The following is a 24,054-nucleotide window of genomic DNA, read 5'->3' as shown; positions in this document are numbered from 1 at the left end:
AGCGAACTCGCTCGAAAGGATGGTTGGGGATGGAACATAAATTCGAAGAGTGGTATCTCGAATATGAATTGTGTCAAAATCGACCGGGTATCCTCGGAGACATCGCGTCTCTCATGGGAATGCTCCAAATCTCCATCGTGACCATCAATGGGGTCGATCTTCAGCGTCGCGGGATGTTGCTTAAAGCTCCGGCAGCTGATCACGTCCATCGTCTCGAGCATATTTTAAAGCGAATGGAAGCCATCGCCGTCATTAAATTGCGCCGTCCGAAATTACGGGACCGGATCGCGATTCGGCATGGTCGGTATATCGATCATGACAGTGATGACAAGAAGACGTTCCGCTTCGTCCGGGAGGACCTAGGGATCCTCGTGGATTTCGTCGCAGAACTGATGAAGGAAGAACGTCATTTGTTGATTGGGGTACGCGGTAATCCGCGCGTCGGAAAGACAGAATCGATTGTCGCAGCAAGTGTATGTGCGAACAAACGATGGTTGTTTTTATCCTCGACATTGATGAAACAGACCGTTCGGACCTCCTTGTTTGAAGAGGAGCGGGAAGGCGATCACGTATACATAATCGATGGTGCTGTCTCTACCCGTACGATGGATGAGCGACATCGACAGCTCATCCGTGAAGTCATGCGGTTGCCTGCTGTGAAAGTCATCGAACACCCTGACCTATATGTCCGAAACACCGATTGCGTGTATGAAGACTTTGATTATATTATTGAATTGAGAAACAATCCGGATGAAACGATTATCATCCCACAAGAAACGCATCGTGAGTCAGAATGGTTTGAATAATTATGTGAATGGAAGGTGTGGACCCCTGTGACAGAACTAGGGACTTTTTTGAAACAAAAGCGTGAAGAGAGCGGATTGACGCTCGACCAAATCCAGCAGACGACAAAGATTCAAAAGCGCTATATCATCGCGATTGAGGAAGGTGATTACAAAAATCTCCCTGGCTCTTTCTATGCACGGGCGTTCATCAAAACGTATGCGGAGTCGCTCGGTCTTGATGTGGATGAACTGTATGAGACGTATGCTAAAGATTTACCGGTCATCGAGGCACAGCCAACCGTTCAACTTTCTCGGAAGAAGACGTATTCAAAAGCTTCAGAGTCGACGAGTCGAGTCTCGCGTTGGGTCCCGAAAGTGCTTCTCGCCCTCACGGTGTTCTTGCTCATCACGGCCGTTTATTTTGCAGTGAGAAGCATCGATTTTGGTGGTCAGGATGCGAGTCCGGCCGAACCACCAAGTTCAGGGGTCACGGTCGATCAAAATAAAGATGTCCCGGCAGATGAGCCTGCCGATGAAGAACCTGCTGAAGAAACACCTGCCGAAGAAGAACCGCCAGCGGAATCTGGTCCGATTGCGGTAACGGAATCGAACGGAGCAGACATCACATATGAACTCGCGACAAGTGATAAACTTTCGACTGAGATTTATGTAAAAGATTCACCTGCTTCATATGTTGGTGTTCGTGATACGTCGTTAGAAGGGGCGTTTCTTGCACCGGAGTATCCGAACCAGTCGAAACAGAACCCGATTGTCATCGAAGACGCCGAGACGGACACGCTTCGTATTCGAATCGGACTCATTGCAGGCGTTGAGAAAATCGTCGTCAACGGTCGTGAGCTCGAGCTTCAAGAGTCTCCGGTCACACAAAATATTTTTGTAAAGAGAGTCGACGCCGAATAAGTCGACTCTCCTTCTAAGAGGAGGCGTTCTACATGAACCTACCTAACCGATTGACGATGCTACGAGTGGTCTTGATCCCCGTATTCGTCGTCTTACTCGCTGTTGATTTTGATTGGGGAAGCATTGCTTTTTTAGGTGCCGATGTCCCTGTTCACCAATTCATTGCTGGTGTGATTTTTACCATCGCGGCCATTACGGACTGGTTGGACGGTCATTTGGCACGTAAGCATAACTTAGTCACGAACTTTGGTAAATTTATGGACCCGCTCGCAGACAAATTGCTCGTCACGGCAGCACTCGTGTTGCTTGTAGAGATGGATCTCGTCGCAGCGTGGGTCGTCGTCGTGATTTTGTCACGTGAATTCGCGGTCACGGGCTTACGCCTCGTCGCTGCCGATGAAGGAATTGTCGTCGCGGCCGGAAAGTCTGGAAAAGCAAAGACGTGGGTGCAACTTTTTGCGATCATCTTCTTACTGTTCGGTAATCCGATTTTCAGCTATGTCGGCATTCCGTTCGGTGAGTGGGCGATGTGGTTGGCCCTTGCCCTGACAATTTATTCAGGTGCCGAGTATTTCGCACAAAACTATAAAATTATTGTGAAGTCGATGTAAGTCGACAGAGACGAGTTGGTTGATCTAGCTCGTCTTTTTTTTGAAGTCGAGGAGGAATTGAGATGAAACGAGCCGAAATCATTGCGGTAGGAAGCGAGTTGCTCTTAGGGGAAATCGTCAATACGAATGCGAGTTACATATCAGAACAACTGTCGAAGTACGGCGTGCCAGTCTTGTATCATCAAGTTGTAGGGGATAACGCGGCACGAATGAAAGAGATTTTCGAAACCGCCCGTCGCCGTTCCGACTTTGTCATTGTCACGGGTGGGCTCGGGCCGACGGCAGATGACGTCACGAAAACGGTCCTTTCCGACTTACTCGAACGTCCAATCGTGCGGGATATGGAAGCGTATGAAACGATTCAACGATTCCTTCTGTCACGCGACCGGGAGATGAATGACGGGGATGCTCGTCAAGCCGATGTGCTAAGCGGTGCCGATGTGCTACAAAATCCAGTTGGACTTGCTCCGGGGATGTGGATTGACGGGGAGACGACATGGATGCTTTTACCGGGCGTGCCACGAGAGATGAAGGCATTGGTCGAGGCTACGTTTCCAAAGAAACTCTCAGGTGCGACACTCGTCTCGGAATCGTTACGCTTTTATGAGATCGGGGAATCCGCTCTCGACGATGCCGTGAAAGACTTATTGGACGGTTCGAATCCGACTGTCGCCCCTTATGCCGAGACGGGCGAGGCAAGGCTTCGAATTAGTGCCCGTGCGACAGACGAAGCGACCGCACGCCAGATGATTGAAGAAGTGAAGACCGAAATTCTGAGACGGGTCGGCTCGTACTACTTCGGTTCTGACGATGAAACAATCGCATCACATCTCATTCAATCATTGTCACGGTTGAATCAGACGCTCGCTGTTGCCGAGTCGTTGACCGGTGGTGAAGTTCAGTCAATGATTACATCGACACCTGGTGCGTCAGCTGTTTTTCTAGGGGGAGTCGTGACGTATTCGAATGAGCTAAAAAATAGGTATTTAGGGGTCTCTCTTGATACAATTGAACAACATTCGGTCGTCTCAAAAGAAGTAGCCTATGAGATGGTGAGCGGATTGTCCAAGGGGACACATGCCGACTATGCCCTATCTTTTACTGGTGAGGCGGGACCGACATCGAATTCAGGTCATCCGGTCGGTACGGTCTACATCGGCGTGAAGACACCGGACGGAATTGAGGTCATCGAACGGAATTACCCCCATCAAGAACGGAATATCATCCGCATGCGAGCTGCAAAGGATGGATTATGGACGCTCATTCAACAAATGAAAAAAGGCGAATAAATGTTCGTAAAAAACTTGTGTATCATGAAATGTTCACGTATAATAAAAGTATCAATTAAAGGAGGCTCATTTATCTATGAGTGATCGTAAACAAGCGTTAGAAATGGCATTACGCCAAATTGAGAAACAATTCGGTAAAGGCTCAATCATGCGCCTTGGTGAAAATACAGACCAGCAAGTATCGGTCATCCCTTCAGGGTCAATCGCCCTTGACGTCGCACTCGGAGCAGGTGGATATCCACGTGGTCGTGTCATCGAAGTATACGGACCAGAATCTTCAGGTAAGACAACTGTAGCGCTTCATGCGATTGCGGAAGTTCAAAAGCGTGGCGGTCAAGCTGCATTCGTCGATGCCGAGCATGCGCTCGATCCAAAGTATGCTAAAAACCTTGGAGTCAACATCGATGAGTTGCTCCTTTCACAGCCAGACACTGGGGAACAAGCCCTTGAAATCGCAGAAGCGCTCGTTCGATCGGGAGCGGTCGATATCCTCGTCGTCGACTCGGTCGCGGCACTCGTACCGAAAGCCGAAATCGAAGGAGAGATGGGAGATTCGCACGTCGGTCTTCAAGCTCGTTTGATGTCACAGGCACTTCGTAAGTTGTCTGGTGCGACGAACAAATCGAAAACGATTGTCATCTTCATCAACCAAATTCGCGAGAAAATCGGGATCATGTTCGGTAACCCAGAAACGACTCCTGGTGGCCGCGCCTTGAAATTCTACTCATCTGTACGTCTTGAAGTTCGTCGTGCGGAGACACTCAAACAAGGTCAAGATATGGTCGGGAACCGTACGAAGATCAAGATTGTAAAAAACAAGATCGCGCCACCGTTCAAAACGGCGGAAGTCGATATCATGTACGGTGAGGGGATCTCGCGTGAAGGGGAACTCATCGATATCGGTGCCGACCTCGACATCGTTCAAAAGAGCGGAGCTTGGTACTCGTTCAATGAAGAACGTCTTGGTCAAGGTCGTGAAAACGCCAAGCAATACATGAAAGAAAATCCAGCGATCGCGGCTGAAGTTGAACAACAAATTCGTGATCACTATGGATTGAACGGCGAAAAAACGGTTACGGTTGAAGGTGAAGACGACGAAGTCCTCTCGCTTCTCGATGACGAATAAGCACATCGTCTCACTCGAATTCTTTCGAGTGAGATTTTTTTAGTATAATTTTTTAGGCAATTGGTAGTTCTATCCTGTCCGTGCATTGCATTCTCCCTCTTAAATAAGTACAATAAAGTTATACGCGGGCTTGCCCGTGTATCTCACTTATTAAAAAAATAAAATAACCTTGCGAAAGGGAGGTGAACATGATGGAATGGCTATACTGGCTTATTCTGATCCTCCTTTTGCCGATAGCTTTTGTTGCAGGTTTTTTTGTGCGTAAATCGATCGCCGAAGCGAAGATTCAAGGTGCCGAGACGGAAGCGACTAAGATTGTAGAGCAAGCAAAACAACAATCGGAAGCGATGCAAAAAGAAGCACGGCTTGAAGTAAAAGAAGAGATGATTCAACTTCGTAATGAGACGGAACAAGAATTACGTGAACGTCGCGAAGACCAGAAAGTGAAAGAGAATCGCCTCGTTCAAAAAGAAGAGCTTCTCGACCGCAAAGCAGACATGCTCGAGCGGAAAGAAGATTCACTAGATGAACAGGAACGAGGACTCGAAAAACGCAAGCGTGAAGCAGAATTGCTCGAAAGCAAAGTGGAGGAGTTATACGAAGAGGCACGCCAAGAACTTGTACGCGTGGCATCCCTCTCGAAAGATGAAGCACGTACCATCATCATGGACGAAGCGAAGCAGGAAGCGCTTCACGATGCTGCTCTCCTTCAAAAAGAAATCGAGCAAAAAGCAAAACAAGAAGCGGATAAAAAAGCGAAACACCTCTTATCTCTCACGATGCAACGATATGCTGCTGAACATGTCGCCGAAACGACGGTATCGGTTGTCAACTTACCGAGTGACGAGATGAAAGGTCGCATTATCGGTCGCGAAGGGCGTAACATCCGGACGCTTGAAACGTTGACTGGGATTGACCTCATCATCGATGACACGCCAGAAGCTGTCATCTTGTCAGGATTTGACCCGGTTCGTCGTGAAATCGCGAAGATGACGCTTGAAAAACTCGTTCAAGACGGTCGAATTCACCCAGCTCGCATTGAAGAGATGGTGGAGAAGTCTCGCCGTGAAGTGGATGAACGCATTCGTGAGTACGGAGAAGAAGCAACGTTTGAAGCCGGCATTCATGGACTCCATCCAGATCTCGTCAAGACACTCGGTCGTATGCGCTACCGTACAAGTTACGGTCAAAACGTCTTGTCTCACTCGGTCGAGGTGGCTCACCTTGCCGGGATGATGGCAGCCGAACTCGGGGAGGACGTCACGCTCGCGAAACGGGCAGGACTCTTACACGACATCGGTAAAGCGATCGACCACGAAGTCGAAGGTAGTCACGTTGAAATCGGTGTAGAACTTGCGACGAAGTACAAAGAACATCCGGTCGTCATCAACTCGATTGCTTCCCACCACGGGGACGTCGAGGCGACATCGACGATTGCTGTCCTTGTGGCGGCGGCTGATGCCCTATCGGCAGCGCGTCCTGGAGCTCGCCAAGAGACGCTTGAAAGCTACATCCGTCGTCTTGAGCGACTCGAATCAATCTGTGAGTCGTTTGAAGGCGTCGAGAAATCGTATGCGATTCAAGCAGGACGAGAAGTCCGGATCATCGTTCGCCCTGATGTCGTCGACGATGTCGTCGCCGGTAAGATGGCACGCGATATTTGTAAGCGAATCGAGGATGAACTCGACTATCCTGGACAAATTAAAGTGACGGTCATTCGTGAAACACGTTCCGTCGATTATGCGAAGTAAACGAAGCGGAGAATTTCTCCGCTTTTTCTGTTTGAGGGAGGATTTTATATGAAAATTATATTTATCGGTGATGTGGTCGGGAAACCCGGCCGTGATATATTGACGAAACAAATTAGTCGCTTGAAAGACAAATACAACCCGACGTTCATGCTCGTCAATGGCGAGAACGCGGCGAACGGTCGGGGTCTCACGAAAAAAATCTATCAACAATTTTTAGAGCTCGGCTTTCACGGGGTGACGATGGGGAACCACACGTGGGACAACCGTGACATCTTTGATTGGATCGACGACGCCGACCGGATCGTCCGTCCGGCCAACTATCCAGACGGGACACCTGGGGTCGGGATGATGAAGTTGAAACAAAACGGAAAGAAATTGGCCGTGATCAACGTCATGGGAAATGTCTTCTTGCCGTCTCTTGATTGTCCATTCCGTACGGTAGACCGTCTCGTCGAAGAAGTACGGGATGAGGTCGATGCGATTTTTGTCGATGTCCACGCCGAGGCGACAAGTGAGAAAATCGCTATGGGCTATCATCTCGACGGACGCGCTCAAGCCGTCGTCGGGACACATACACACGTGCAGACGGCAGACGAGCGTGTCCTACCGAACGGCACTGCCTACATTACAGACGTCGGCATGACCGGTCCACTAGACGGGGTGCTTGGGATGGATGCGTCGACTGTTTTAAAAAAATTTATGACACAACTCCCAGTTCGGTTTGAAGTTGCCGAGGGACGGGAACAACTTAATGGAGTTTTCATTACAATCGATGATCAGACGAAACGAGCGACAAAAATCGAACGAATACACCTAGATGATCAGACCGTCTGGTTTGATTGAACAACCTACCCGAGGGGGAAACAAGAATGGACGTACTCAAAGTTTCGGCAAAATCGAACCCTAACTCCGTTGCGGGTGCTTTAGCGGGTGTGCTACGTGAAAAAGGAACGTGTGAGATACAGGCGATCGGGGCAGGTGCACTGAATCAGTCCATCAAAGCCGTCGCGATTGCCCGAGGCTTCGTCGCGCCAAGTGGTCTCGATTTGATTTGCATTCCGGCCTTTACTGATATTATGATTGACGGAGAGGAACGTACTGCCATTAAGCTCATCATAGAGCCACGATGAGCGGTCGGGACATAGGTCCTATTCTTGTGAAGAGGAGCCATCGGCGCGGATGGCTCCTCTTTTTAATGTAGAGAGGAAAGGGAGATTAAGATGTTAACGTTATATATCGTCAGGCATGGACAAACAGAGTGGAATAAAGCAAGACGTTTACAAGGCCGACAAAATTCGCCGTTAACGAGCGATGGAGTCTTGAATGCGGAAAAGTTAGGAAACCGACTTCAAACGATTGCTTTTGAGACCGTGTATGTGAGCCCCAGTGGTAGAGCCATTCAAACGTTAAAAGCGATGGACGTATCATTAGATTCACCGGTACATATCTTAGATGAGTTGGATGAAATTTCATTTGGTGTCTGGGAAGGGAAGGCGGAAGACGAAATCGAACGAATGGATGTATTTGAAACATTTTGGTCAAATCCAAGTCAATATGATCATCGGTTGAATCATGGAGAAGCCATGTTGACATTCACGAATCGGGTTTCATCTGCAATGCAACATATCATTCAAGCGAATATGAGTGGCAATGTTCTGGTTGTGACACACGGAATGGTCATTCAAGCGATCTTACGAGAAATCAGGGAAGCAGATATATCTGAGTTGTGGTTTGATGATGAGATTGAAGGAACGAGCTTGACAGTGATTGAGTATTCGAACAATCAATATAAAGAAGTGACGATTGGTGATATCTCACATCAGTTGAGTGAGACGTGTTAAGACGAACTCTCAGAAGAATGTCATAAAAAAATCATGATGCATCTTCTCAGTTTCGTCATTTTATGACAAGATGATAAAGAACGTATCGTTCGATCATAAGAGACAAGAGGGGGACGTTTTCAATGGAACAACTCGTGTCAACCAAAGAGAAGGAAACAACGACACCAGTAATGAAAGCGATTCAAAAACACACGGCCGGGTTTGGGGCAAAACTGGTCGACGTACCAGTTCCGACGCCAGGACCTGGAGAAGTACTCATTCAAGTCAAAGCGACATCGATTTGCGGGACCGATGTCCACATCTATGAATGGGATGAATGGTCGCAAAGCCGCGTCAAACCACCATACGTATTTGGTCATGAGTTTTCGGGGGAGGTCGTGGCGCTCGGAGAAGGGACGAAGCGGATCAAAGTCGGACAGACGGTGTCTGCTGAAACACATATCGTCTGTCATCAGTGTAAACAATGTTTGCGCGGGCAGTACCACATCTGTAAAAACACAAAAATCATCGGTGTGGACACACAAGGCTGCTTCGCAGAATATGTCGTCATGCCTGAAGAAAATCTATGGGTGAACCCGGAGTCGATGCCAGCGAAACTTGCCTCGATTCAAGAACCACTCGGGAATGCGGTCCATACGGTATTGGCGAGTGACGTGTCGGCCAAATCGGTCGCCATCGTCGGTTGTGGACCGATCGGACTCATGGCAGTCGGCGTCGCCAAAGCAGCGGGGGCGAGTCGTGTCTATGCGATTGATGTCAATCCATATCGCTTAAAACTTGCCAAAGAGATGGGGGCAGATGTCGTCATCAACAGTTTAGAGGAGAATCCGCTCGAGTTGATCGAGCGTGAGACCGACGGAGACGGGATCGATGTCGTCTGCGAGATGAGCGGACACCCGATTGCGATCGATCAAGCATTCAAGATGGTCACGGCAGGTGGGGATGTCAACGTCTTGTCACTCCCGGCTCGTCCGGTCGCTATCGACCTCACGCGGGACGTCGTCTTTAAAGGCGTCCGCGTCCAAGGGATCACGGGCCGCAAGATGTATGAAACGTGGAGCCAAGTCTCGACGATGCTTGCGACGGGTCAGTTGAACGTCGAACCGATCATCACGCACGTCTTCAAGCTCGAAGAGTTCGAAAAAGGATTCGAACTCATGCGGGCAGGGAAATGTGGAAAGGTCGTCTTAATACCTTAAAGGGGGAAACAACATGGCATTTGAACATATTACAGAAGCAATCAATGAGATGAAAGAGCAGGGGACGTTCCGTAAGCTCGTCCCGCTCGAATCAGCACAAGGGAATGAAGTGACAATCGATGGGAAGTCACTCGTCCAGCTGTCATCAAACAACTATCTCGGACTCGCGAACCACCCGCGCTTGAAGCAGGCGGCGATTGAAGCGGTCAAAGAGTACGGGGCAGGAACAGGGTCGGTCCGTACAATTGCCGGGACGTTCGAGATGCACGAAGCATTCGAGCGCGAACTCGCGGAGTTCAAACATACGGAAGCCTCACTCGTCTTCCAATCAGGATTCGCGACGAACCTCGGAGTCTTGTCTGCACTTCTCGGACCAGAAGATGTCGTCATCAGTGATGCCCTCAACCATGCATCAATCATCGATGGGATTCGCCTTACGAAAGCGGCACGTCGCATTTATAAACACGTCGACCTTGAAGATTTGGAGAAGGCGTTGAAAGAGACGCAGGACTATCGCACACGTCTGGTCGTGACGGATGGCGTCTTCTCGATGGATGGGAACATCGCACCGCTTCCGGCCATCGTCGAACTCGCAGAGAAGTATGACGCTGCGGTCATGGTCGATGATGCGCACGCATCTGGCGTCCTCGGGAAGAACGGGCGTGGAACGGTCAACCACTTCGGTTTGGACGGTCGTGTCGCGCTACAGGTCGGGACGCTCTCAAAAGCGATTGGGGTCTTAGGTGGCTATGTCGCCTGTTCACAAGACGTACGCGATTACTTGATTCACAAAGGTCGCCCGTTCCTCTTCTCGACATCACATCCACCGGCAGTCGTAGCGGCGAACCGTGAAGCGATCCGTGTCATGAAAGAGGAAGAAGAGTTGTTCGACAAGCTGTGGGCGAACACAGAATTCTTCAAGAACGGTCTTCGTGACCTCGGTTTTGATATCGGACATGCGACGACACCGATCACACCGGTCATGCTCGGTGAAGAGACGCTTGCGCATACATTCTCGGACAAGTTGAAGGAACATGGTGTATTCGCACAGAGTATCGCCTTCCCGACGGTCGAGCGCGGGAAAGCCCGTATTCGGACTATCGTTACAGCGGAACATACGCGAGATGACCTCGAACGGGCACTCGAAGCGTTCAAAACGGTCGCGGAAGAGTTGAACGTGACATTACACGCATAAACGAGGACTGCAGACGATCTGTCTGCAGTTTTTTAGTGGATTAGTCTATGAAATCGAGTATATTCAGATAAGGCACAGATAGAGTAAATCGAAATATAACATATTTTTTAATATTTCAATTACCGTATTTTAATCAATACATATCAGAAATGAGGAAAGGCTATGTTTCAGCAAGGGATCTTTCAAGTGGGGATGGTGTTAGATCGAGAGACGTTTTCGATTCTGACGATTTCATCACCATTCATCATAAATGTGATCTTTAGTGTCTTGATTGTGATGTATGTCTTGTACTTTCGAAGTGAGGGTTGGAAAGAAAAATTATGGAACGTTGCACTGATGTGCTACGCGCTCTTATTCATCTCTGTCTATATAGGAGCCTGGGTTGTGAGGCTGAAATACAACCTTACCCCAAGTTTCAGTGAGTCGTTCGCCCTCGAATCCTTTCCTGGATGGAAGGTTTTTTTCATGCAATGGATTGAGAACGGGATAGAAGAACCGAATTTGACAGCGAATGCGATTACGTTTGGTGCATTGTTGTTCTACTTCAGGAAGTTCAAGGGTAAATATACGTGGATATTAAGGCTTTTCGCAGTGATTCCTATCAGTTTATTTTTTATCATCTATATTCCAAGAGTCTTGAGTTGGTTCTTTCAATAAAAAAAGCAAAGCGCAATGCCTTGCTTAAATCGTGATCATTCCTCTAAATCCTCGAGCGGCATAATAAGAATCTGCACCGTTGTGGTAGACGAAGATGTGATCATAACGACGGTCGCAAAACAGGGCGCCACCTTTTTGACGAATCACATCCGGTGTCTGAATCCAACTCGACGTTTTCAAGTCGAATGCCCCGAGCGTTTGTAAGTGACGGTACGTTTCTTCATCGAGAAGGCTGATTCCCATCTGTTCAGATAAGGCGAGCGCGCTTCCGACTGGCTTATTCTTTTTACGTGCTTCGAGCGCCGGCTCATCATAACAGAGGCTTCGGCGACCACTCGGACTCTCGGCTGAACAGTCGCAAAAAGCGAGGTCTCCGTTAGGGAGTCGAATCACGTCTGGTTCTCCGCCGGTCTGTTCCATCAAGGCGAGTGAGGTCAACTTATCCTGATCAATTTGAATACGCTCCGATATGTCTGACCAGACGACGTCAGAATGTCGTTCAACGTTTTCAGAGAAACGAGACTCGAGGGTCTTAAGTAATTCGAGGGTTTCTTCGTGTGAAAGCTTTGACATAAAAATCACTCCGATCATTTGTTTCTTTTAGTATACGATATGAATCGCTAAAGTTTGTCTTATCCATTGTGAGAAAGGGGAATCTGGAATCATTTAAATAAGGCGCCCTCTCTCTTAGAGAAGGCGCCTCTTGTTTATACAGAAGATGCGGTCAAAATGGACTGTTCGGTCAATCGCCCAATCCAAATTAACGGAAGGGTCAAAAATGCACCGAGAAAGTATACCGAATCAATCGGTAGCCCATCCGCAAGAAGACCGAACAACAAGCTTCCCACACTGAATGCGAAGGCATATCCCGTTTGCTGCACACTATAAACATAAGGAAGCTGTGCGGTCGGGATCTGTTCTTGAATGACGGTGTTCGTTTGGATGATGCGAATTTGTGTGGCTGCCCCTTGGATCACTAACGCCAAAATTGCAAAGGCAAGATGCGCGGTCATACCGAATAAGATGGCGGCGACAATGGAGAGGATGGCAGTCGACGGCAGTGAGGGTGCTCTTCGAGACCGATAAAGATAGGTACTCGCGGCAATCATGCTAATCAAAAACGATGCGTTGAGAGTTCCCCACCAACCCGGATTGACTTGCAGATGTCGCTCGAGATAAACGAGAAGCAACGCTGAAATCCAGAGCGTGCTGACAAATGATTCATACGCCACAAACCAAGTCACACGACGAGCGAATGGTGACGTTCTTACATAAGCGAGGCTAACGCGTAAGGTAATCGATTCATCCGTTCCATCATCAACAATGTCTTCCGCAAGCGATTGATAGAAGTAAATCGACACAATCGTCGAAAGGCTGAACAGGACGAGTGACACGATTAACGTAATGGCGCTCGACGTGAGAGAGACAAGCATCGTCCCGAACGGCCACATCGCAAGTTGGATGAACTGATTGGAACCTTGAACGAGGCTGTTCGCTTGTTGACGATTCGTCGTCAATCTTGGGATAAATGACGCTTGAATCGGACTCGCGAACCCATCGAGGAATGCAATGATCATGACGAGCGCGAGAACAAGAATCGAATCCGTAAAGAGGACGAGAACTAGGCTGATCGTCTTCATCAGTTGTGACAGGACGAGCGTTTTCCCTAGCGAGTAGCGACTGAGGACACGGGCGAAAAAGAGTCCGCTGAGTGTCATACCGGCAGTCACGGCAATCGGGAAGCTGGCCGCCATGAGAGCGGACCCAGTTTGTTGATACAGCAAGGCAATGAGCGCGACAATGTATAGGACATCGCCAATATTTGCGAGCCATTGGCTAACGAGCAATGTGTAAAACGATTTCATCACAAATCTCCTCCGAATCTATTCAATTGGGTGGGTTGGACGAATCGTTATTACACATTTTCACCTCTTCATAAAATGATATAAAAATAATTATACAAAATTTGATGAATTCTGTAAACTTGTCATAACAGGAGGATGGTATGATTCAACAAGCTTTGAAACTAGTAGATAAGAAGCAATTACGTAGGTTACTTTACGAAAGTGAATTGAATAAATTATAAATGATAAGGATGAATCTACATGCTGGAATATAAACTAAATGACGATATCACACTGAGAATGTTCAATACAGACGATGCGGACGCATTATTCAAGCTGACGATTGCATCGAAGCCATACCTTCGAGAGTGGCTTGGTTGGCTCGATTATATTGAAACAGTTGAAGACTCAAGGAAGAATATTGAAGGACGTATCAAAGGATTGATTGAAACGGGTGGATTTCCGAAGTCTTTCGCATTGATGTATAAAGGTGAACTGGCTGGAACAATTGGATTTAACGACATTGATCGCGGAATCCAATGTGGCACAATCGGGTATTGGCTCGGACAAGAGTTTCAAGGGAAAGGGATCATGAGTCAAGCACTCGAGACACTCATCGAGTATGGCTTCAAAGATCTTAAACTAAACAAGATTGAGATTCGAGTCGCGACAGAGAATTCGAAGAGTCGAGCACTTCCGGAACGATTCGGCTTTACAGAAGAAGGGGTCATTCGGGATGCGGAATGGCTATATGACCGTTACGTCGATCATGTCGTCTACGGGTTGTTGCGACATGAATATTTGCAGCTAAATCATCAATCTAAAGCTTATGATGAGACTGGGGATCGTATGTAAACAACGACGAGAAAGATACGTATTTTAAAAAGGGGACTACTAGATGACAACTATATACTTTGTCAGGCATGCACATTCTACCTATACACCAGATGAATTCGCTAGACCGTTATCTGAAAGTGGGATGCGGGATGTTGCTGAAATTACGAATCTCCTAATCGGTGAGGGAATCGATATGGTGGCTTCGAGCCCCTACAAACGAGCCGTTCAAACCGTCCAAGGCATCGCGGATTATCTTGAACAAGACATTGTAGTGATGGATGATTTAAGAGAGCGAACCTTGACTTCAGCACCGGCTAAAGATTTTAAAAGTGCCATGGAGACCGTTTGGCAGAACCCGTCGTTCGCATGGGAAGGTGGAGAATCGAACGTTCAGGCTCAATCTAGGGGAATAGAGGCTCTACAATCACTGCTCCGTATGTACGAAGGGAAAAAAGTGGTGCTCGGCACACATGGAAATATCATGGTTCTCATCTTGAATTATTTTGATGCGCGATATGGATATGAGTTTTGGAAAGAACTCGACATGCCGGACCTCTATAAAGCGACTTTTGAGAACGACACATTGATGAGTGTCGATAAGTTATATAAACCTCAAGGTTAGAATTCGATTGACACTATTTCAAAAGAGGTTTGAAGTTGTCTTCGTACCATTGGAAGATTTAGAAACAGACAGACTAAGACCCGCCCTTCACGAGAGGGCGGGTCTTTCGTCTGACTCGAACAGTTCAGTTCCAAACTCTTCATACGCCTGTTCGTAACGGCGAAGGGAAGATTCCTTATGCATACAGGTGATATTCATTCGCTCGGATGGTGTCATATCGACCGCATATGTCTTTAACACGTGGGCGTTTCGAAGCATCGATGGGGTGACGGAGCGCGCGAGTCCACTCCGTTCGTTCAATTGCCGCATCATCTTCGTGATCATGACAATCGTCAGTTGCTTCGGTTGATTCTTCGCATATACCCAGCGGAACGTCATTCGGGCAAAATCGAATGAGACGAAGACCGGATCTTCAGAGTACCAGCGTGGCCGCACCGGAGTCGGGATATCAGCCAAATAATTCATGAGCAGCGATTGGTCTTCCTGCGAGAGCTTCAACGTGAACCGGTTCCCGAGACGGTCATACACGTCGAAGGTGTGATCAGCCAGATGCAAGTCGCTCATTCGTAAACGAATGATGTGATGGACACGCAATCCATATTTATAGAAAAGCATCACGATCAGTTCGTTCCGATTGACGAGATATGGATGGGCTTGCAATTGATTCTCGCTCAGTCCTCTCGTCGATCGAATCGTTTGCACGAGCCGGTCAAATTCAGATTCGAGTGCGACTTGGTCAACTGTCAACGTATGTGCCGGCTGCGAATAGGCAAGCATCTTTTTACGAAGCGGATTTAAAAAATGGGTCAGGCTATTGATGACCGTGACGATCCTTGCGACGGTCGCCTGTTGATAGTGCTTTTCTTCTATTAAGAAGTCATTCACGAATGTCTTCCACGATTCGAGCGGAATGTCTAACCAGTCTGTCGGTTCGTTCAGTTCGACGTTGTGGTCGTGAAAGTATTTATGCACGTCGATCAAGTCGTAGCGATATCGTTTAAGCGTCGAGGGTTGACGACCGCTGGCGCCGAGATGATAAAGATAGGTTTCAATAAATTCCGGGAGCGGATAGTCTTTTCTTCGTTTCGTCATGGTCGAGCCTCCTTCTTCTTTTATCCTACCACAAACGGACGTTCTCTATACGCGGATTCATGGTAAGATGAAAGGTGAGACTTTATGGAATGAGGGATTACATGATTGAACGTGAAAAAGTTGTCATCGTCGGCTGTCAGTTACCGAATGTCGATGATTGGACATATGAACAGTCGATGGGCGAGCTCGTCGAACTCGTGGATACGGCGCAAGGTGAGGTCGTCGCACGACTCGACCAAAAGCGTCAACAAGTCGACCGTCGTACCTTTATCGGGAAAGGAAAAATTGAAGAGCTCGCGATGCTCGTCGAACAGTTCGAGCCGGACTTGTTAATCTTCAACGCCGAGTTGACACCGGCGCAGTCGAAGAACATTCGCATCGCCTTGAACGACCCGGATGAGATGAAGCTGATCGACCGCACGCAGCTCATCTTAGACATCTTTGCGAGCCGTGCGCAATCGCGCGAAGGGAAATTGCAGGTCGAACTCGCGCAGATGAACTATTTACTACCACGTCTCATCGGACAAGGGACACAGCTCTCACGACTCGGTGGTGGCATCGGGACGCGTGGACCGGGTGAGACAAAACTTGAGTCGGACCGTCGCCACATCAAGCGTCGTATCGATGAGATATCGAAACAACTTGAAGGAACGGTCGCACACCGGGACCGCTACCGGGAACGTCGGAAAGAAAATCGAGTATTCCAGGTCGCGCTCGTCGGGTATACGAATGCTGGGAAGTCGACAATCTTTAACCGATTAACGGATGCCGACACGTATGAACAAGATGAACTGTTCGCGACGCTCGACCCGTTGACGCGCGAACTCGAACTTCCACGCGGCGGAAAAGTATTGATTACCGATACGGTCGGATTCATCCGTGATTTGCCGACGAAACTCGTTGCGGCCTTCCGTTCGACGTTGGAAGAAGTGGTCGGTGCCGACTTGATCCTTCATGTCATCGATGCGTCGAACCCACATTATTTGAACCAAATCGATACGACAAATGCGGTGTTGGAAGAACTCGGGGCGAGTGAGGTGCCTCAGCTCGAGGTATATAATAAGAAAGACCGTCTCACGGAAGACTTCGTCGGCGGGCCGCTGTTGATTTCGGCAATCGCATCAGAAGATATCGTGACGTTGACTGGTGCTCTCGAGGATAAGATTGCGGACATTTTGACAAAGGTCCACGTCATTCTCCCGGTGACGGCTTTTGAACATTACCACCCGGCCAAAGAGGCAATGTATCGTCTTGAAGAGAACTTTTTAGATGACGGATCAGTCGAATTAGTAGGTTACATGAGAGAAGACACGCGTCTATACGCGACGCTAAAACAATTTGAGGTGTAAGTATGTGGCAAGAAAAGATTGAACATTATGATGCACTCGCGCCGTTCGTGAAAAAAGCAGAGGCGCGGGTCAAACCGTTTTTTGAAAAGATAGAAGAAACAGCCGAATTCAACCAGTATCGCGTCCTGGAATCGTTTAAAAAGCATAAAGTATCGGATTTTCATTTTAATCCGACGACGGGATATGGATATGATGATATCGGTCGGGACACGCTCGAATCGATTTATGCGGACGTGTTCGGAGCCGAGCTCGCGCTATGCCGACCGCAGATCATCTCCGGTACCCATGCAATCGGGATTGCCCTGTTCGGTGTCCTCCTACCAGGTGACGAATTGCTCTATATCACAGGGAAACCATATGACACGCTCGAGGAGATCGTCGGCATCCGTGGGGACGGTCGCGGTTCATTGAAAGAACTCGGTGTCCATTACGATACTGTCGAATTAAAAGAGGAACGTGAAATCGACATCGACCGCGTCATCGAACGGATTCGTCCTGAGACGAAACTAGTCGGGATTCAGCGATCGAAAGGGTATGCGAATCGTCGCAGTATCCCAGTCGATGAAATCAAAGTCGCCATCGAACGGATCAAAGCGGCACATCCGCACGTGTATGTGTTCGTGGACAATTGTTACGGTGAGTTTGTCGAGACGATTGAACCAACGCACGTCGGAGCTGACTTGATGGCCGGTTCCCTCATTAAAAATCCGGGTGGTGGATTGGCGAAGACAGGTGGATATATCGCTGGTACGAAAGAGTTGATTGAACGCTGTTCGTTCCGAATGACAACTCCAGGGATCGGAAGTGAAGCCGGACCATCACTCTATTCGCTTCAAGAGATGTATCAAGGCTTCTATATGGCACCTCATACAGTCGCACAGGCATTAAAAGGGGCGCATTTGACGGCAAGTCTATTGTCGTTGATTGGATTTGAAACTGATCCACACTATTCGACTCCAAGAACGGACTTGATTCAGTCGGTGACGTTCCGTGACCGTGACAAGATGATTGCGTTTTGTCAGAGTATCCAAATGGCATCACCAGTGAATGCCCATGCGTTGCCAGTACCGGCCTATATGCCAGGCTATGAAGATGACGTCATCATGGCGGCTGGGACATTTATTCAAGGGTCATCCATCGAACTGTCTGCCGACGGTCCGCTTCGGGCACCGTACACAGCCTACGTCCAAGGTGGTCTGACGTATGCTCACGTAAAAGTCGCGCTCATGTTGGCGTTGAGCCAATTACACGGTAAAGGATTGGTCGAATTCAACGACCAAAATCAGCCGACACATTTGTAACCAATCTGTCATGTTAACTTTCTTAACATCTATTGACAGGATTGTTGTCATATATTATTCTCACATTGTGAGACAGAAAAGGAGGGGTAAGGATGGCCGATCAATTTCGTCGCTCCAACCCGTTGTTTCCGATTGGAATCGTCCAAGATCTGACGCAATTGACAGGTAGGCAGATTCGGTATTATGAAGAACAGGGTCTGATTTCGCCTAGTCGGACGGAATCGAAACGACGACTTTATTCCTTTAATGATGTCGAACGTCTACTCGCAATCAAGGATTACATTGACCAAGGCTTTAATTTGGCGGCGATTCGCCACATGTTAGAGCAAGAAGGTGAAAAAGAAGCGGAAGCATCTGCTCCTGCCGCACCGGTCAATGAAGCACCGAAGGTTTCGGAAAAAGAGTTACATCATTTGTTGAAAACACAGCTTCAAGAAGCCGGTCGTTTCAATAAGACGTCGCTCATTCAAGGTGAGCTTTCACGTTTTTATCGATAACGCCGCACACATCAACCATTACGCAATGTGAGAGGGGACATTTTACCATGGCCAGAAAAACGTTCACAAAAGAAGACATTAAACGCATCGCACAAGAGGAAGACGTACGCTTTATTCGTCTTCAATTCACGGACATCCTCGGAACAATCAAAAACGTCGAGGTGCCGATCAGCCAATTGGACAAAGCACTTGATAACAAGATGATGTTTGACGGATCGTCAATCGAAGGATTCGTCCGCATCGAGGAATCAGACATGTACTTGTATCCAGACCTCAACACATGGGTTGTCTTCCCGTGGACAGATGGCAGCGGAAAAGTCGCTCGCTTGATTTGCGATATTTATAACCCAGACGGTACACCATTCAGCGGTGACCCGCGCGGTACTCTCAAGCGCAACCTTGAGAAGATGCAAAAACTTGGCTTCTCAGCGTTCAACGTTGGACCAGAGCCAGAGTTCTTCTTGTTCAAGAAAGACGCATCAGGTCGTCCGACACTTGAACTAAACGACCAAGGTGGATACTTCGACTTGGCGCCGGTTGACCTCGGTGAAAACTGCCGTAAAGAGATCGTTATTGAACTTGAAAACATGGGCTTTGAAATCGAAGCATCACACCACGAAGTTGCACCAGGACAACACGAAATCGACTTCAAATACGCGGATGCTGTCACAACGGCAGATAACATCCAAACGTTCAAGCTCGTCGTCAAGACGATTGCAGCGAAGTATGGTCTTCACGCGACATTCATGCCAAAACCACTCTTTGGTGTAAACGGTTCAGGAATGCACGCGAACATGTCACTCTTCAAAGGTGACTCAAACGTCTTCTACGATCCAAATGGTGACATGGAACTTTCGGACACAGCTCGCGCGTTCACGGCTGGTATCTTGGAGCACGCTCGTGCGTTCACAGCAGTATGTAACCCGACTGTGAACTCATACAAGCGTCTCGTACCTGGTTACGAAGCACCTTGCTATGTTGCATGGAGTGCACGCAACCGTTCACCACTCGTACGTGTACCAGCGGCACGTGGTCTCTCGACTCGTATCGAAGTACGTTCGGTTGACCCAGCAGCGAACCCGTACCTCGCACTTGCTGCCCTCTTGGCTTCAGGTCTTGACGGAATCGAGAAAGATTTGAATGCACCTAAACCAATCGACAGCAACATCTACGTGATGGACAAGCCAGAGCGTGTAGCGAACGGAATCGACGATCTCCCAGCAACGCTCTTCGATGCACTCGAAGTTCTTCGTGCAGACAAAGTCGTGATGGACTCACTCGGTGAGCATATCGGCGAGCACTTCCTCGAGTTGAAAGAAATCGAGTGGGATATGTTCCGTATGCAAGTAACAGAGTGGGAACGCGATCAGTACATGACGCTCTACTAAATAGAAGAGATACATTAAAGAGTATGGAGCATCCCTCAATTGAGGGTGCTCCATACTCTTTTTTGATAAATCATAATAGCGGAAGGGATGTCTTTATGATTGCGACTCTTCTCTAACCTTCACAGGGACCCAAACCTCGCTATATACGTTGTCATATCCTGTTTCTATTTTGCTAAATGAAATGCTTGGCAAGTCTTGAAGTGCGTATCCCGAAGAAGGTAACCATTCTGCATAGGTTCTTGCCATCGTCTCTTGTAGAGTGTTTGGGAATGGTCCAGTGTTCGGGAAGATTGCCCATAAACTTTTTGGGATTGAGATTATTTCGAGATCGTCATACTTAATTTCTCTTGTCGTGGCGAAACCGATCATATGTGTCAAATAACCTTCTTCTTCTAAGTGACCGTCATCAAAATTGAACGATGCGTTCAAGGCACGATGCGGATATAAATTGCCCGATTCATGCATGTGAGCCCGTTGCTGTTCCGTAATTGACTTCGCTAGGTCCATGATTTCTTCGTTGACTCCCTCGAATTGAATAGGGACACGCTTTGAAACTCCAACGATTTGAAAAGCTTCTTTCTCTTCTAACTTGAACTCCATTGATGTTCCTCCTTTTATATCGATATAAAACGTGAAGCGAGGGAACGACTTTTGAATGTGATTCTTCACGACTTCAGAAGGCAAATGACCAGACCAATCTCGAAATGCTCTGGAAAACCCTTCGACCGATTGATATCCATAGAGATATGCGATCTCTGTTACGCTTGAACCATGAACCAATTTTTCATTTGCGATAGAAAACCGTCGATTTCGTATATAAGTGTGAAGTGTCATTCCTGACATATACGAAAACATCCTCTTAAAATGGTGAGCAGATAGTCCGGTGATTTTTGTGATCTCTGAATCTAAGAGTTCTTCCGTTAAGTGCTGTTCGATAAAGTCCATCAGCTCATTTAATGCTTTTACCATCAAGTTCTCCTCCTTCATAGTTTGACAATATCGGATTTCTTCCAACTCATCTCGATAATTTGCGTGCAGGAAAGATCGGGTCGTATTAGTTTAAGCATTTCATTCATAAAATGGATACCATATAACACGTTATCATTCCAATTAAAACAAAGGACCACCTTCTGTACTTCACGAAGGTGGTCCTTTGTTGGTTAAAACGCTTTTTTGAAAAACGTTGAAGTATAGTCGAGCGTCGTATGCAGCGTTGTCGCAAACACGAGCCCTAAAAAGAAAGACAAGCCATGAATGTCCACCCATGAGCGGATTGCCTCTTCGTATGCCGTGAAGGGCAAGAGCAGCACGAGTGGAAAGCCGATATATGCAATCCGAATCACATCACTCAAACCAGGTAAGTGCGAGAAGAGCGAACGGTGCGGCATAAGCTTTACGTAAGGGAGCCAGATCAATTTGAGTGGTCCCCATCGATAATAGGCGTCTGATTTTAAATCGAGGTCCGGGGAGAGCCAGAGTGTACCGATGATGGCACCGATGATCAATGAGAACGGAACATCGATCTCAAGAAAAGGCGTGGCAACCGCAAGTGCTCCGGTTGCCACGAGATTCGTACGAGTATGGGTCTTGCCACTAGCCATTAATGAATCGTCCGGTATACACCGATAACCTTCCCTAAAATCGAGACGTTGTCAAAATACATCGCTTCTAACTCGTCGTTCTCCGGTTGAAGGCGGACCTTTGAAGCTTCCTTGTAAATCCGTTTCACGGTCGCTTCGCCTTCTTCCGTCATAGCAACGACAATCTCTCCATTGTCTGCCGTGCTCTGCTGGCGGACGAGAACCCGGTCCCCGTCCAAGATGCCTGCGTTGATCATCGAATCCCCAGAGACAGACAACATGTATACATTATCTGAACCGACGATATGTGCCGGGAGCGGGAAGTGTTCTTCCACGTTCTCGATGGCGGTGATCGGTGTCCCGGCAGTGACTTTCCCGATGACCGGTACGTACATGACGGACTCTTGTTCTTCCATTGACGGCATATCGTCAGTCAAAATTTCAATCGCGCGAGGCTTCGTCTTGTCTCGACGAATCAATCCGCGTTTTTCTAAACGATCTAGATGACCGTGTACGGTCGAACTAGATGCTAGACCGACGGCTTCTCCAATTTCACGAACAGAAGGTGGATAACCTTTAGCCCGTACTTCGTCTTTGATGAAATCAAGAATCTGTTGTTGTCGCGCTGACATTTTCTTCATTATGTTCACCTCGATATAATCGAATAACCTGCAATCGCATCCTATTCTTTATGTGTCTAGTGTAACACAAGAACACATGAGCGTACAAACATTCGTTCGTTTTTTTATGTTGACCGAACACGGGTTCTTGTTTTATGATGAGAACAGATAAACGAACAAACGTTCTAACGAACGTATATTCTTATACAGGAGGCAATGCAATCATGAAAGATACACTCAACGGAATCATTTTAGTCGGGATGCTATTGGTCGGGATGTTCGCCTTTTATTTGGCTGGGGAAATGCGAGGGGAACCAAAGGTTGTCGATCCGGTCGTCACGACAGAGCGGACGATTGAAGAAGAGGTCGCATACGTCGAAGCGGAATCACTCGAAGCACAGATTATGGCTGAGCGCGAAGCGCATAATGAACGAAAAATGAAATGGTATGCCGCTGAGTGATCGTTCTTCATTGCGAACGGTTTACGAACTGTGTATCGTAAGAAATGAATGCGATGAAAGGGAGTGATGCGATGCGAGTCGTCATCTATTGTCGGGTATCGACGAACAAGTCTACCCAAGAGACATCACTCAGTCGGCAAGTCGAAGAATTACAGGAATTGGCTTCTCGATTAGGGGCCGACGTTATTGATGTCATCACTGAGCAAGAAAGTGGCTATGAAGTGAACCGACAAGGGTTACTCGATTTGCTTGACCATGTATCCACTTCGCAACTGGATGCCGTTCTCGTCACGGACGACAGCCGTTTAGGACGAGGCAATGCCAAGATTGCGATTTTGCATACATTAATGAAGCATGACGTTCGATTGCTGACGATGCAGTCGACGTCGGACTATGTCGTTTCCGATGCCGAGAAAATGGTATTGGAGATTGTCAGTGTTGTCGAAGAGTATCAGCGTAAGATTCATAACGCAAAAATTTCTCGTGGGATGCGTCGTGCGGTCGCTAACGGATTCAACCCACAACGTAACATTCAAAGTAATGATCAAGGCGGGCGACATCGAATTGAAGTTCCAATCGAAGAGATTATTCAATTGCGCGAGCGTGGCTTGACGTTCGCTGAGATTGCGGCGACACTTCGAGGATTTGGCTATGAAGTCTCGAAAGCAACGGTCAATCGACGATATCTCGAACACCAGTCAGTTGCTGAAACTTGATTCTTCCTCTCTGATTTTGTAAAGTATAAGAACAAATTCACTAGAGAGGGGGCGAGTCGGATGTTAGCACCAGGACAATTGGAGCGAATCAATTTCCTCGCCAACAAAGCGAAGACAGAAGGACTGTCTCAAGAAGAAATGAACGAACAACAGGACTTGCGTCAAGAATACTTGAAAGCCTTTCGTCAGTCGTTCAAATCACAAATGATGGGGATGAAAGTCGTTGACCCAGATGGAAACGACGTTACCCCAGAGAAGTTGAAAGAAGATCAAAAACGCTATCGCGGTGAGTGATACTGAATGCGCATCCTATTTCGTATAGGATGTGCATTTTTGTTATACACGAACACGCATCAGACGAACGGATTACAC

Annotated in this window: 26 protein-coding genes; 20 read left to right on the top strand and 6 right to left on the bottom strand. The window is 47.8% G+C overall.

Annotated elements, in window-relative coordinates:
• Positions 1 to 29: 29 nt before the first annotated feature.
• The 11 genes from KNO94_RS03120 (at position 30) to KNO94_RS03070 (ending at position 10,718) form a co-directional block, all read left to right on the top strand.
• Complete coding sequence (locus KNO94_RS03120; protein ID WP_012726484.1) at positions 30 to 806, top strand: YmfK family protein; 777 nt, start codon at positions 30 to 32, stop codon at positions 804 to 806.
• Positions 807 to 833: 27 nt separating this feature from the next.
• Complete coding sequence (locus tag KNO94_RS03115) at positions 834 to 1,706, top strand: helix-turn-helix domain-containing protein (protein ID WP_214777422.1); 873 nt, start codon at positions 834 to 836, stop codon at positions 1,704 to 1,706.
• Positions 1,707 to 1,738: 32 nt separating this feature from the next.
• On the top strand, positions 1,739 to 2,317 hold the full coding sequence (gene pgsA, locus KNO94_RS03110) for a CDP-diacylglycerol--glycerol-3-phosphate 3-phosphatidyltransferase (RefSeq protein WP_214740930.1): 579 nt from the start codon (positions 1,739 to 1,741) through the stop codon (positions 2,315 to 2,317).
• Between the two features lie 62 nt (positions 2,318 to 2,379).
• Entirely contained in the window at positions 2,380 to 3,606 is a 1,227-nt protein-coding gene (locus KNO94_RS03105; RefSeq protein WP_214777420.1) for a competence/damage-inducible protein A, read from the top strand.
• 76 nt (positions 3,607 to 3,682) lie between these two features.
• Positions 3,683 to 4,732, top strand: a complete 1,050-nt coding sequence (gene recA, locus KNO94_RS03100) for a recombinase RecA (RefSeq protein WP_012726480.1) — start codon at positions 3,683 to 3,685, stop codon at positions 4,730 to 4,732.
• A gap of 188 nt (positions 4,733 to 4,920) precedes the next feature.
• On the top strand, positions 4,921 to 6,483 hold the full coding sequence (gene rny, locus KNO94_RS03095; protein ID WP_483299162.1) for a ribonuclease Y: 1,563 nt from the start codon (positions 4,921 to 4,923) through the stop codon (positions 6,481 to 6,483).
• A gap of 48 nt (positions 6,484 to 6,531) precedes the next feature.
• Positions 6,532 to 7,326 (top strand): TIGR00282 family metallophosphoesterase, encoded by a 795-nt coding sequence (locus tag KNO94_RS03090; RefSeq protein ID WP_214777416.1) that lies wholly within the window; start codon positions 6,532 to 6,534, stop codon positions 7,324 to 7,326.
• Positions 7,327 to 7,352: 26 nt separating this feature from the next.
• Positions 7,353 to 7,613 carry a stage V sporulation protein S gene (locus tag KNO94_RS03085; protein WP_012726477.1) on the top strand — a complete coding sequence of 87 codons (261 nt, stop codon included), beginning with the start codon at positions 7,353 to 7,355 and terminating at the stop codon, positions 7,611 to 7,613.
• Positions 7,614 to 7,703: 90 nt separating this feature from the next.
• Positions 7,704 to 8,324, top strand: a complete 621-nt coding sequence (locus KNO94_RS03080; RefSeq protein ID WP_214777414.1) for a histidine phosphatase family protein — start codon at positions 7,704 to 7,706, stop codon at positions 8,322 to 8,324.
• Between the two features lie 122 nt (positions 8,325 to 8,446).
• Positions 8,447 to 9,523 (top strand): L-threonine 3-dehydrogenase, encoded by a 1,077-nt coding sequence (tdh, locus tag KNO94_RS03075; RefSeq protein WP_214777412.1) that lies wholly within the window; start codon positions 8,447 to 8,449, stop codon positions 9,521 to 9,523.
• A gap of 13 nt (positions 9,524 to 9,536) precedes the next feature.
• A complete protein-coding gene (locus KNO94_RS03070; RefSeq protein ID WP_214777410.1) occupies positions 9,537 to 10,718 on the top strand; it encodes a glycine C-acetyltransferase in 1,182 nt (393 codons plus the stop codon).
• A 681-nt stretch (positions 10,719 to 11,399) separates the two neighbouring features.
• Here KNO94_RS03070 and KNO94_RS03065 read toward each other — a convergent pair.
• Positions 11,400 to 11,948 carry a DUF4256 domain-containing protein gene (locus tag KNO94_RS03065; RefSeq protein ID WP_214777408.1) on the bottom strand — a complete coding sequence of 183 codons (549 nt, stop codon included), beginning with the start codon at positions 11,946 to 11,948 and terminating at the stop codon, positions 11,400 to 11,402.
• Positions 11,949 to 12,082: 134 nt separating this feature from the next.
• Entirely contained in the window at positions 12,083 to 13,240 is a 1,158-nt protein-coding gene (locus KNO94_RS03060) for an MFS transporter (RefSeq protein ID WP_214777406.1), read from the bottom strand.
• 240 nt (positions 13,241 to 13,480) lie between these two features.
• Here KNO94_RS03060 and KNO94_RS03055 point away from each other — a divergent pair, with 240 nt between their 5' ends.
• Both KNO94_RS03055 and KNO94_RS03050 read left to right on the top strand, forming a co-directional pair.
• Positions 13,481 to 14,074: a GNAT family N-acetyltransferase gene (locus tag KNO94_RS03055; RefSeq protein WP_214777404.1), complete on the top strand. Its 594-nt coding sequence runs from the start codon at positions 13,481 to 13,483 to the stop codon at positions 14,072 to 14,074.
• 43 nt (positions 14,075 to 14,117) lie between these two features.
• Positions 14,118 to 14,678: a histidine phosphatase family protein gene (locus KNO94_RS03050; RefSeq protein WP_214777402.1), complete on the top strand. Its 561-nt coding sequence runs from the start codon at positions 14,118 to 14,120 to the stop codon at positions 14,676 to 14,678.
• 87 nt (positions 14,679 to 14,765) lie between these two features.
• On the opposite strand, the gene KNO94_RS03045 is transcribed toward KNO94_RS03050, so the two are convergent.
• On the bottom strand, positions 14,766 to 15,770 hold the full coding sequence (locus tag KNO94_RS03045) for a tyrosine-type recombinase/integrase (RefSeq protein WP_214777400.1): 1,005 nt from the start codon (positions 15,768 to 15,770) through the stop codon (positions 14,766 to 14,768).
• A 101-nt stretch (positions 15,771 to 15,871) separates the two neighbouring features.
• Here KNO94_RS03045 and hflX point away from each other — a divergent pair, with 101 nt between their 5' ends.
• The 4 genes from hflX (at position 15,872) to glnA (ending at position 20,305) form a co-directional block, all read left to right on the top strand.
• The gene (hflX, locus tag KNO94_RS03040; RefSeq protein WP_214777398.1) at positions 15,872 to 17,119 is read left to right on the top strand and encodes a GTPase HflX; all 1,248 of its coding nucleotides are present in this window, start codon (positions 15,872 to 15,874) and stop codon (positions 17,117 to 17,119) included.
• Positions 17,120 to 17,121: 2 nt separating this feature from the next.
• Positions 17,122 to 18,420: a methionine gamma-lyase family protein gene (locus KNO94_RS03035; protein ID WP_214777396.1), complete on the top strand. Its 1,299-nt coding sequence runs from the start codon at positions 17,122 to 17,124 to the stop codon at positions 18,418 to 18,420.
• 92 nt (positions 18,421 to 18,512) lie between these two features.
• The gene (locus KNO94_RS03030; protein ID WP_214692728.1) at positions 18,513 to 18,917 is read left to right on the top strand and encodes a MerR family transcriptional regulator; all 405 of its coding nucleotides are present in this window, start codon (positions 18,513 to 18,515) and stop codon (positions 18,915 to 18,917) included.
• A gap of 47 nt (positions 18,918 to 18,964) precedes the next feature.
• Positions 18,965 to 20,305 carry a type I glutamate--ammonia ligase gene (gene glnA, locus KNO94_RS03025; protein WP_214777394.1) on the top strand — a complete coding sequence of 447 codons (1,341 nt, stop codon included), beginning with the start codon at positions 18,965 to 18,967 and terminating at the stop codon, positions 20,303 to 20,305.
• Positions 20,306 to 20,398: 93 nt separating this feature from the next.
• On the opposite strand, the gene KNO94_RS03020 is transcribed toward glnA, so the two are convergent.
• The 3 genes from KNO94_RS03020 to lexA form a co-directional block, all read right to left on the bottom strand.
• Positions 20,399 to 21,274, bottom strand: a complete 876-nt coding sequence (locus tag KNO94_RS03020) for an AraC family transcriptional regulator (RefSeq protein WP_214777392.1) — start codon at positions 21,272 to 21,274, stop codon at positions 20,399 to 20,401.
• A gap of 191 nt (positions 21,275 to 21,465) precedes the next feature.
• Entirely contained in the window at positions 21,466 to 21,906 is a 441-nt protein-coding gene (locus KNO94_RS03015) for a metal-binding protein (RefSeq protein ID WP_214777391.1), read from the bottom strand.
• A complete protein-coding gene (lexA, locus tag KNO94_RS03010; protein ID WP_214740891.1) occupies positions 21,906 to 22,526 on the bottom strand; it encodes a transcriptional repressor LexA in 621 nt (206 codons plus the stop codon). Before lexA ends, KNO94_RS03015 begins: the two co-directional genes overlap by 1 nt.
• A gap of 203 nt (positions 22,527 to 22,729) precedes the next feature.
• Between lexA and KNO94_RS03005 the strand changes: the two genes are divergently transcribed.
• The 3 genes from KNO94_RS03005 to KNO94_RS02995 all read left to right on the top strand — a co-directional run bounded on the left by KNO94_RS03005 (position 22,730) and on the right by KNO94_RS02995 (position 23,976).
• Positions 22,730 to 22,966, top strand: a complete 237-nt coding sequence (locus KNO94_RS03005) for a hypothetical protein (RefSeq protein ID WP_214740889.1) — start codon at positions 22,730 to 22,732, stop codon at positions 22,964 to 22,966.
• A 71-nt stretch (positions 22,967 to 23,037) separates the two neighbouring features.
• The gene (locus tag KNO94_RS03000; protein WP_214742381.1) at positions 23,038 to 23,682 is read left to right on the top strand and encodes a YneB family resolvase-like protein; all 645 of its coding nucleotides are present in this window, start codon (positions 23,038 to 23,040) and stop codon (positions 23,680 to 23,682) included.
• 60 nt (positions 23,683 to 23,742) lie between these two features.
• Positions 23,743 to 23,976 carry a DUF896 domain-containing protein gene (locus tag KNO94_RS02995; RefSeq protein WP_031423491.1) on the top strand — a complete coding sequence of 78 codons (234 nt, stop codon included), beginning with the start codon at positions 23,743 to 23,745 and terminating at the stop codon, positions 23,974 to 23,976.
• Positions 23,977 to 24,054: the final 78 nt, after the last annotated feature.

The organism is Exiguobacterium sp. s22, assembly GCF_018617455.1.
Taxonomy (GTDB): Bacteria; Bacillota; Bacilli; order Exiguobacteriales; family Exiguobacteriaceae; genus Exiguobacterium.
This window is presented reverse-complemented; position numbering and strand designations above follow the sequence as displayed.